The sequence below is a fragment of the Pseudomonas sp. TWI628 genome (genome assembly GCF_039673865.1).
Taxonomy (GTDB): domain Bacteria; phylum Pseudomonadota; class Gammaproteobacteria; order Pseudomonadales; family Pseudomonadaceae; genus Aquipseudomonas.
The window spans coordinates 178,953-188,718 of sequence record NZ_JBDJMM010000008.1 but is presented as its reverse complement, the minus strand read 5'-3'; the positions used below and the strand labels follow the sequence as shown (position 1 = coordinate 188,718).

Annotated in this window: 8 protein-coding genes; 3 read left to right on the top strand and 5 right to left on the bottom strand. The window is 63.3% G+C overall.

Annotation, left to right across the window (positions count from 1 at the left end):
• The first annotated feature begins 354 nt into the window (after window positions 1–354).
• The gene (locus tag ABE528_RS08720; protein WP_346652684.1) at window positions 355–1,236 is read left to right on the top strand and encodes a formate/nitrite transporter family protein; all 882 of its coding nucleotides are present in this window, start codon (window positions 355–357) and stop codon (window positions 1,234–1,236) included.
• Between the two features lie 2 nt (window positions 1,237–1,238).
• Here the strand turns inward: ABE528_RS08720 and ABE528_RS08715 are convergent, their stop codons facing one another.
• Window positions 1,239–2,333, bottom strand: coding sequence for an MBL fold metallo-hydrolase (locus ABE528_RS08715; protein WP_346652683.1), 1,095 nt, complete (start codon window positions 2,331–2,333; stop codon window positions 1,239–1,241).
• A 131-nt stretch (window positions 2,334–2,464) separates the two neighbouring features.
• On the opposite strand from ABE528_RS08715, the gene ABE528_RS08710 reads away from it, so the two are divergent.
• Window positions 2,465–3,538 (top strand): diguanylate cyclase, encoded by a 1,074-nt coding sequence (locus ABE528_RS08710; protein WP_346652686.1) that lies wholly within the window; start codon window positions 2,465–2,467, stop codon window positions 3,536–3,538.
• 55 nt (window positions 3,539–3,593) lie between these two features.
• Complete coding sequence (locus ABE528_RS08705) at window positions 3,594–6,164, top strand: EAL domain-containing protein (RefSeq protein ID WP_346652682.1); 2,571 nt, start codon at window positions 3,594–3,596, stop codon at window positions 6,162–6,164.
• A gap of 8 nt (window positions 6,165–6,172) precedes the next feature.
• Here ABE528_RS08705 and ABE528_RS08700 read toward each other — a convergent pair whose 3' ends face one another.
• The 4 genes from ABE528_RS08700 to ABE528_RS08685 all read right to left on the bottom strand — a co-directional run bounded on the left by ABE528_RS08700 (window position 6,173) and on the right by ABE528_RS08685 (window position 9,728).
• Window positions 6,173–6,493, bottom strand: coding sequence for a DUF2025 family protein (locus ABE528_RS08700; protein ID WP_152954398.1), 321 nt, complete (start codon window positions 6,491–6,493; stop codon window positions 6,173–6,175).
• Window positions 6,494–6,665: 172 nt separating this feature from the next.
• On the bottom strand, window positions 6,666–7,535 hold the full coding sequence (locus ABE528_RS08695) for an HlyD family secretion protein (protein WP_152954400.1): 870 nt from the start codon (window positions 7,533–7,535) through the stop codon (window positions 6,666–6,668).
• An 11-nt stretch (window positions 7,536–7,546) separates the two neighbouring features.
• Entirely contained in the window at window positions 7,547–7,753 is a 207-nt protein-coding gene (locus ABE528_RS08690; protein ID WP_152954401.1) for a DUF1656 domain-containing protein, read from the bottom strand.
• Window positions 7,740–9,728 (bottom strand): FUSC family protein, encoded by a 1,989-nt coding sequence (locus ABE528_RS08685; protein ID WP_346652681.1) that lies wholly within the window; start codon window positions 9,726–9,728, stop codon window positions 7,740–7,742. Before ABE528_RS08685 ends, ABE528_RS08690 begins: the two co-directional genes overlap by 14 nt.
• Between the last annotated feature and the right edge of the window lie 38 nt (window positions 9,729–9,766).

The window sequence follows — 9,766 nt, the reverse complement described above, 5'->3', positions numbered from 1 at the left end:
ATCAGTCCGTACTCACAAGCACCCACACGAATTGCTTGATTCGATTTGTTAAAGAGCGTTTGGTTAAGAGCTTTTCGTCTCAACCGAGGCGCGCATTCTACGCTTTCCTCATTTGCTGTCAAGCGTTTATTTTGAAGTTTTTTCGAAGCTGCTTTCTTTCAAAAGCGTTCAACTTCAACAACTTACCGCTTGCCTCGTTGCGTTCAACGCTGCGAGGAGGCGAATAATACGCGCTTTGAAATCAGAGTCAACACCTTGATCTGAAAAAACTTTCGATATTCATCTGCGGCCACCTGGCAACTAAATGCATCAAGCGCTGCTCTGTAGAGAACCACCCCGTGGAGCATAACGGCCATGAGCGATGCGCAGAGCGAAAAAACCCCCGGCCTGTCGGCGGACGAAGAGATGGAAGTCAGCCATAACCAGCCGCCGCGGGCAGCAGTATTGCACGAGATCATTCGTTACCAGGGCGACCAGGAACTGGAGCGTACGCTGGCGGCGCTCTGGTGGTCCGCCCTCGCCGCCGGCCTGAGCATGGGCCTGTCACTGATGGCCATGGGGCTGTTCTATGCCCGGTTGCCTGAAGGTGAAAGCGCCCAGGTCATCGCCAGCATCGGCTACAGCGCCGGCTTTCTTGCGGTGATCCTGGCACGCCAGCAATTGTTTACCGAAAACACCCTCACCGCCGTGCTGCCCGTCATGACCACACCAACCCTGGCCAACCTCGGGCGCTTGCTGCGGCTGTGGAGCGTGGTGCTGCTCGGCAACCTGGCAGGCACCTTGCTGGTGGCCTGGGTAATGCTCGAACTGCCGATCTTCGACAGCAAGACCGATGTGGCCTTCCTCGAGATCGGGCGCAAGGTCATGAAGAACGACATCAGTCAGATGTTCGCCAAAGGCATCGTATCGGGCTGGATGATCGCCACCATGGTCTGGATGATCCCGTCCATGGAGCACGCCAAGATCTGGATCATCCTGATGATTACCTACCTGATGGCACTGGGTGACTTCACCCACATCGTCGTCGGCTCGGTGGAAGTTTCCTACCTGGTGTGGGCCGGCGACGAAACCTGGCGCAGCTTCTGGCTGGAGTTCGCCTTGCCGACCCTGACGGGCAATATCATCGGCGGCAGCTGCATCTTCGCCCTGATCAGCCATGCTCAGGTACGCAGCGACAGCGGCAAGCCGCCATCGCACCTATTAAAGAACGAAGAGCGTCAGCCAGGCCAGGACTGAACTCAGTCCGCCGCCAATGCTCGTTCGACCGCCCTGCCCCGCTGAGGCGCCGGGTGCGGCTGCCACCAGTTCTGCCCTTCGTGGGGTGAGTCGATGCTCACCCGCTCGCCCATCTGTGGCGTACTCAGCCGCACCTGGGCCGCCCCAGCCAGGGCGACAATGCGTTCGAACGGCTCCTGCCAGCCGTGGATAGAAAGATCGAAGGTGCCGTTATGGATCGGTAGCATCCAGCGCCCTCGCAAATCCAGATGTGCCTGCAGGCTTTGCTCCGGCTGCATGTGTACGTTGGGCCAGGCCACGTTGTAGGCACCGGTCTCGATCAATGTCAGGTCGAACGGCCCGTAGCGCTCGCCGATTTCAGCAAAGCCGGTGAAGTAACCGGTATCACCGCTGAAGAACACCCGCGTCTGGTCATCTATCAGTACCCAGGAGGCCCACAAGGTGCGGTTGCTGTCGAACAGGCCACGCCCGGAGAAGTGCTGCGCGGGGGTGGCGACGAAACGCACACCCTCGACTTCGGTTTCCTGCCACCAGTCCAGTTGCGTCACCTTTGCAGCAGGCACTCCCCACTCGACCAGCAGGTCACCCACCCCGAGCGGGGCCAGAAAGCGCTCGGCACGCGGGGCCAGCCGGCGTATCGCCTGCTCATCGAGGTGGTCGAAATGGTCGTGGGACAAAATCACCGCCGTCAGCGGCGGCAACTCATCCAGCCCCAGCGGTGGCGCATGAAAGCGCTGCGGCCCGGCCCATTGCACCGGCGAGGCGCGCTCGGCGAAAACCGGGTCGGTAATGAAGTAGCGACCGCGCAGTTTGAGCAATAGCGTGGAATGGCCCAGGCGCCAGAGGCTGTGGTCCGGTGCATCGAGTACCTGCTCGCGGGTCATGGGCTGCACGTTGATCGCTGCTGCCGGCCGGGTTTGCGGCGGCTTGCGCAGCAGCAGGTACTTGAGGCCGATGCGCAGCTTCTTAAGCACGCCATCCTGAGGCAGGCTGGCCTGGTTGTGAAAACGTCCGTCCCGCTGTGGCGCCGATCGGTCGCCAGGATTAGCCATGGGAGCCATGAGCAGCAACACTCCAAGCAAGAGGAAAGGCTTCATGTTACCCCACTGGGATCACATCAACCGTGAATTGGCTTGTAAGGTCATTTTTCGTCGATGAAACACTGTTCAACAATATTCACGTGAGTTATGCGATAAACGGCACCCCCAGCAGAAGAACAACGACCATGATGGACAATCGCAGCGGCAAGGGACTTTCTTTCGTCAAGCGCATCTACCTGCCGCGTGTCATCGGCCTGGGGATCGGCCTGTTCAGCGTAGCCGCTGCCGTGGCACCGCTATCGCCGCCAGGCTGGGTCTGGGCGCTGCTGCTGTTCAATGGCCTGCTCTGGCCACATGTCGCCTATCAGTGGGCATCGCGTTCGGCGGCCCCTTATCAGGCGGAAGAGCGCAACATACTGCTGGACTCGCTGCTGGGCGGCTTCTGGACCGCAGCCATGCACTTCAACCCGCTGCCGACCGTGACCGTGCTGTCGATGATGACCATGAACAACGTGGCCGCGGGCGGCAAGCGCCTGATCGTTCGCGGGGTAATGGCTCAGCTGGCCGGCATGCTGCTGGCCAGCGCATTGCTGGGCACCGGGCTGCAGCTGAACGCCACGGCGCTGCAGATCTACGCATGCCTGCCCATGTTGACCCTGTACCCGTTGGCACTGGGCTGGGTCTGCTACCGCCTGGCGATCAAACTGGGCGAGCACAAGCGTCGCCTGAGCGCCCTGAGCCTGACCGACAGCCTGACCGGCCTGCTCAACCACGGTGCCTGGAAAGACCTGCTGCTGCTCAGGTTCCAGGCCTGCCGGCAACAACAGTCATCCGCCGTGATCGCGCTGATCGACATCGATCACTTCAAGGCCATCAACGACACCTTCGGCCATGTGGTCGGCGATTGCGTGCTGCGCCAGATGAGCGAGGAGCTCAAGCGCAACCTGCGCGAATCCGACCAGGCCGGGCGCTATGGCGGCGATGAGTTCTGCGTGATCCTGCCCGCCACCAGCGAGGCCCAGGCCTGCCAGGCCATGGAGCGTCTGCGCGAGCAGGTCGCGGGCTACCGCAACCCACAGCTGCCGCACCTGCGCATCAGCCTGAGCATCGGCCTGGCGGCTTTCCACGCCGGCCTGCAGTCCCCCGAGCACTGGCTGGAACAGGCCGACAAGGCGCTGTACAGCGCCAAGCGCCGCGGCCGCGATCAGGTCAATTTCGCCCAAGGCGAGGCCACCCCGCTCAGGCTGGCCTATCCTGACTGAACCACCTTGCTGATTGCTCGGCAGGGCGTTGCAGTCATCAAGGAGTCGTTTGCGCATGGCCAGGACCGCCAGCCCTCTCCCTCGCCTTCAGGTCCGTCGCCTGATCGGTGTTTTCTGCGTGGTCTTCGGCCTCGCCTGCCTGGTCACCCTGGGCGCACTGTTCAACATCGCGGCCACCCTCGACCAGCAGGAGAAACAACGCAGCGCCTTCCATGCCACCCAGGCGCTGGAGCAACGCCTGCTGGCCTCCCGGCAGTTTCTGTCCAGCTACGCGGTGTGGGACGCCGCCTTCGAGCACCTGGCAGGCAAGGTCGACTGGCAGTGGGCCTATAAAGAGAAGAACGTTGGTGAATCGCTGTACAGTGCCAGCGGCTACGAAGGGGTGTTTGTGGTCGATGACCAGCGCACCACCTATGCACTGTTCAAAGGTGCGCCTACCGAAGCAGTTGCGGGCAGTTTCATCGATGCGCCCCTGGCGGAAATCATCGAGGCTGCACGCGCAGCCGCCAGCGCCCGCGAGCAGATCACCCGTTTCGTCCTGTTCAACAACTGGCCGGCGGTACTCAGCGCCGCCGCCGTGCGCCCGGACAAGGACGTCAGCGCAGCAGACGTGAGCCAGGCCCCGGTGATGCTGTTCGTCGACCAACTCACCGAGGCCAAGCTCGCGCACCTGGGCGAAGGTGCTGGCCTTGCGCACATGCATGTAGAGAAGAACGAGGAGCACGAGCGCGGTCACCAGCACATCGCCTTGGGCGACACCGGTTATCGCCTGGCCTGGATCAGCCCGATGCCCGGGCGGCAGCTGCTCTGGGCGGTGTTGCCGCCCTTGCTCTGCGCGCTGCTGATACTGGGCCTGGTGATGCTTTACCTGTTTCGCCTTGCGTTGCGCAGCTCCCGCGCCATCGATCTCAGCCTGCAGCGCCTGCAGAAGAGCAATCAGGCCCTGGAAGCCAGTGAGCAGCGTTTTCGCGCAGTGGCCGAGGCCGCCTCCGATTGGATCTGGGAAACTGACCGGCAGCAGCGGCTCACCTACCTCTCCCAGCGCTTCGTCAGGGTTACCGGCGACCCGGTCGAGGCCTGGCTTGGCCAACCGCTCAATCAACTGCTCAGCTGTGAAACCACGCCGTTGTCAGCCTGGCTCGATGGGCAGATCGAGGCCGATTCGGAACAACCGGCCAACCTGCGTTGCGCCTACCGCGACCACAACGGCCTGAGCCGCTATTGCCGCATATCGGCACGGGCAATCCGGCTGGATGGCAAGCCCGTCGGCTTTCGCGGTACGGCCAGCGATATCACCGACGAAGTCGAGGCCCATGCGCGCATCCAGCACCTGTCGATGCACGACCCACTGACCGGCCTTGCCAATCGCAACAAGCTGGCCAGGCACCTGGAACAGGCCCTGTTGTATGGCAGCGAGTCACCGCCGCTGACCTTGCTGCTGCTCGACCTCGACAACTTCAAGCCGATCAACGACTCCCTCGGCCATACGGCGGGTGATGCCGTGCTGCAGGAAGTGGCCGCACGCCTGCGCGACACCACCCGCGACGTCGACCTGGTGGCACGCCTGGGCGGTGATGAATTCGTCCTGGTACTGGAAGGCATGGATAGCCACAGTGAAGTCGACCGCCTGTGCCGGCGGTTGGTCGAACTGCTGCAGCAACCCATTGCCTTTGAAAACCAGCAACTGCACATCGGTGTCAGCATCGGCATCGCCCAGACGCACAGCCAGGGTTTCGATGCCGGCGAGCTGATCCGCTGCGCCGATATCGCCCTGTATCAGGCCAAGGTCGATGGCAAGGGCACCTGGCGCTACTTCGCTGCGGCGATGAACCAGCAGATCCAGTACCGCCGCCAGCTGGAAAACGATCTGCGCCGCGCCCTGAAGAACAACGAGTTCGTCCTTCATTACCAGCCACGCTATCGCCTGAGCGATTTGCGCATCGTCTCGGTCGAAGCCTTGCTGCGCTGGCAGCACCCGCAAGAAGGCCTGCTCGCACCCGATACCTTCATCCCGCTGGCCGAGCAAAGCGGACTGATCGTCACCCTTGGCCGCTGGGTGCTGAGCGAAGCCTGTCGCGCGGCCCGCGACTGGCCGGACCACCTGCTGGTTTCGGTGAACCTGTCACCGGCGCAGTTCATGCGCAGTGACGTGGTGGCCGACATGCGCGAAACCCTGCTGCAAACCGGCTTCCCTGCCCAGCGGCTGGAGCTGGAGATTACCGAGAACGTGATGCTCAACGACATCGAAGGCGCCCTGGGCACCATGCTCGCGCTCAAGGAGCTGGGCGTGCGGCTGAACATGGATGATTTCGGCACAGGCTATTCCTCGCTGGGTTACCTGCGGACCTACCCGTTCGACAGCATCAAGATCGACAAGCGCTTCATCGCCGGGCTGGCCAATAGCACTGGCAGCGACCGCGCCGTGGTGCAGGCGATCATCAGCCTGGGTGAGGCGATGGGGCTGACGGTAACCGCCGAGGGCGTGGAAACCGAACAGCAATTACGGGCGCTGCAGAAAGACCGCTGCCATGAAGTGCAGGGTTACTACCTGAGCCGACCGTTGGACAAGGCCGGCTTCGAGCAATTGTTGCAACAGAAACCTGGGGGCGCCGCAGGCGCTTCTTGAACCGCGGCTCAGCGCAGCGAACGTTCAGCTACGATTTCCGGCAGGTCACTGCGCCGCAGGTAGATACGCAACGGCTCGCCAATGTTCAGCCGGTCGTCCACATGCTGCTCCAGCAACAGTGCCAGCCGTTCCCGGCACAGCGCCATGCGTGCGCCTTGTTGCGGCCGCCAGACGAATTCGCTGCAGGGGGTGATGCTGTCATCCGCCACGTCCATGCCGAACGCGTCCTCGGAAAACCGCACGATATGGACGCCGCGCTTGCCATGAAAACCGACAAAGCCATTGAGCTGGTCGGCAGCGCTGCAGATGTCCTGGGAAGTGATGGCCATGACGTAACCTCGCAAATGAACGGAAGTGACGCACGCCAGGCAGGTAACGGCCGCCTCTGTTGGGCGACGCGCAGTGGGCAGCCTAGCGCATGTGCTCATCGTTGTGCCAAGGTTTTCGCCGTCTGGCATCGGGTCGAGTTGCGACGCCAGCAGCCGCCCGGCCCTATGGCCATCACTGTTGCGCCTGATGCTCATGCACCTGCACACTGGCAGTCATCCCCGCACTCAGGTGCACGCCCTCGGGAATCTGCTCCAGCCTGATCCGCACCGGAATCCGTTGCGCCAGCCGCACCCAGTTGAAGGTCGGTTCCACCACTGGCAGCAGCTGACTGTCCGGGTTGCTGTTGCTGTCGGTGATGCCACGGCTGATGCTTTCCACATGGCCCTGCATCGCATCGCCTGCGCCCATCAGCCAGACCTTCACCTCATCGCCAACCCGAATGCGTGGCAGTTTGGTCTCTTCGAAATAGGCCTGGATGTAGAACGTCGAATCATCCACCAGGGCCATCACCGATTCACCGGTATTCACATAGTTGCCCTGGGCCAGGCGCAGGTTGGTGATGTGCCCGCTACGCGGTGCCCGCACTTCGCTGCGTGCCAGGTTGATCCTGGCCACTTGCAACTGCGCTTCGGCTTCATGCAGTTCACCCCGGGCAACGGCGGCATTGATCTGGGCGTTTTCGCGCAGTTCGGCACTGATCGCCTCCGGGCCCAATGCCGTGCGCCGCGCCGCTTCACGCTCACGCAGGTGGAGCTGCTGGGCGCGGGTTTCAGCCACCGCGCTGGCCTGTTCGAATGCCGCCTGGAAACGCTCGCGATCGATGCTCATCAGCAGGTCGCCAGCCTTGACCTGCTGGTTATCCTGCACCTTGAGCTCACGCACCCAGCCAGACACGTCCGGGGCGATCACCACCACATCGGCGCGCACCCGGGCATCACGCGTCCAAGGCGTGAGCATGTAGTACTGCCAGAGCTTGAAGCCGGCCAGAACGGCAACGGCGACCACGCACAAGGTCACCAGGGTACGGACGACAGCACGCATTGAATCACTCCTTACAAAGGCCCCAGCAGGCGAACTACCAGGAACAGCACACAAACGAACAACGCCGTGTCGAACAGCGCTTCATGCCAGATCCAGCGCCCCAGCGGCGTGGCCTGTACCACCAGGCGCAGCACGCCGGTCAGCGCCAGCGCCATCAGCACATAAATCAGGAACGGGCTGAACAGCACACCGCCCAGCTCCCACTCACGCAAGCCCATGGGCATCCTCCTGCGAACGGCACCATTTCCCCCAGCTTTTCTGCAACTGCAGCACAGCGCCTTGGGCAAGGCGCAACGGGTCACTGGCCGGCGCCCGCTGCAAAGCCGCGATGAACTGCTCGCTGGCCGCATCCAGGCGCTGCCCGCGGTCAGCCGCCGGGCCTTTGGCCAGCACTGCCTCGACCTGCTGCAGGTATTCGCGCTCGGCGCCGGCCAATGGCACCTGGGCCACCGCCAGGCACATGCGCAAGTGCACCAGCTCGTCACCGATATCCAGCCCATGCAGGCCATCATCCCAGCGCTTGCGTTCGGTGGCCGGCAACTCGCTGGCATGCCGGGCCAACTGCATCAGGCGGTCGGCCATGCGCCCGCCAAACCAGCTGTCGGCACCGCGCAGATCGCGCCGGGTCAGGCGCACCAGGTCACTCTGGGTCGCCGCGCGCAGGCGCCGGCCAAGCCAGGCCGGGTGACGGAACACCAACAGACGGAACGCAAGCACCGCAGCGCCCACGCCCACCAACATGGCCAGGGCGCTGTTAAGCATGGTCGCCACACCGAACGTCATGGCATTGAGCGGTGAAACCAGCACGATGAAGTGCAGGCAATAAGAGGTGGCGGTGGCGCCAGTACGCGGATGGGCCATGCCCAGCGCCCCGAAGAACAGCGGCACGCCCATGCCCAGGCAGAGCATGGCGAAGCTGCTCCACTGCGGCAGGATGATCTGCCCGACCAGGAAGGCGGCCGGGATCGCCAGGAAGATGCCGCGCAAGAAGCTCAGGCCGATCTGCGCGCCGTTCTCGCGGCTGGCGAACAGGCTGCAGACCACGCAGGTCAGCACCAGGCCGCCAGGCGCCGACGGCCAGGCAGTGGCCAGCCAGAAGCTGCTCATCACCAGGAAGGCCAAGGCACTGCGTGAACCGAACAACAAGGCCAGCGACCAGTCGCGGTGCACCGCCAGGCCCTGGGCAACATCCTTCGGCGCCCTGCCCGCCTCGACATCGTCCAGGGCCTGGGTGGCGGCCATGGCGAAGTCCAGCAGCAAGGCCATGCGTGCCAGGCAGAAGTGCTCGGCAGAGCTGATCTGCTCATCATGCGCGGCGTCCCAGATACGCTGGCGCAACACCAGCAGGCTCGGCTGATCGGGGCTGACCAGCAGGGCACGCAGCTCTTCAAGCCAAGGACCGAGGCGCCCGGCTTCGTGCTCGTCCAGTTGCCGCCACTGTCGGCGTACCGAACGTGAAATGCGCAGCAATACCATGAGCTTCTGGCTCAGGCCGCGAATGGCCTTGGCCCGCAGCCGCCCGCGCGGGCCCTCGAACCAGGCGTGCTCGCGCTGGGTATCGATGGCGACAATGCGGCCGAGGCTGTCCAGTAACCCTTTGCGTGCTTCATCCTCGCCGCCGAGCATGGCGCTTGCCGCCTGCAAGCCGTTTTGCCAGGCCTGACGGGCCTGCCCGGCGAGCTGCTGCTCGACCCGCATCGGCCAGATCAGGGCACTGCTGGCAGTGGCGCAGAAAATCCCCAGGCAGATTTCGGTGCAACGCGCCACCGCCTGGTCGAACACCTGCAAGGGATGATTGATGGCAGGCAAGGCGATGATCGCTGCGGTGTAGCCGGCCAGTACGAACGAATAGGCCCAGGCACTGCGCAATTGCGTGGAAGCCGCCGTACACAAGGCCAGCCACAGCGCCAGGGTGATCAGGAACAGCCATGGCGTCTGGGCGAACAGGCCGATGAACACCACCGACATGAGCGTGCCGACAAAGGTGCCGGCCAGGCGCGCCAGGCCCTTTTGCACCACCATCCCCGACAACGGCTGGGCGACGATGAATGCGGTCATCAATGCCCAGGACGGTTGCTCCAGCCCCCAACGCATGGCCAACCACAGTGCCAGGCCCCCACCCAGCAGGGTCTTGATGGCGAACTTGATGGCGAGGCTGCTGGGTGCAAACAGGGCCTGGAAGGTGATGGGCACGAAACGGACCTTGCGGGGGATGTTTGGATAAACGATAG

What these genes read in the sequence shown, in the direction of transcription:
- ABE528_RS08700 (WP_152954398.1), bottom strand. Translation starts at nt 6,493, where the DNA reads ATGGCCATCACTTCCCAGGACATCTGCAGCGCTGCCGACCAGCTCAAT.
- ABE528_RS08715 (WP_346652683.1), bottom strand. Translation starts at nt 2,333, where the DNA reads ATGAAGCCTTTCCTCTTGCTTGGAGTGTTGCTGCTCATGGCTCCCATG.
- ABE528_RS08710 (WP_346652686.1), top strand. Translation starts at nt 2,465, where the DNA reads ATGGACAATCGCAGCGGCAAGGGACTTTCTTTCGTCAAGCGCATCTAC.
- ABE528_RS08720 (WP_346652684.1), top strand. Translation starts at nt 355, where the DNA reads ATGAGCGATGCGCAGAGCGAAAAAACCCCCGGCCTGTCGGCGGACGAA.
- ABE528_RS08705 (WP_346652682.1), top strand. Translation starts at nt 3,594, where the DNA reads ATGGCCAGGACCGCCAGCCCTCTCCCTCGCCTTCAGGTCCGTCGCCTG.
- ABE528_RS08690 (WP_152954401.1), bottom strand. Translation starts at nt 7,753, where the DNA reads ATGGGCTTGCGTGAGTGGGAGCTGGGCGGTGTGCTGTTCAGCCCGTTC.
- ABE528_RS08695 (WP_152954400.1), bottom strand. Translation starts at nt 7,535, where the DNA reads ATGCGTGCTGTCGTCCGTACCCTGGTGACCTTGTGCGTGGTCGCCGTT.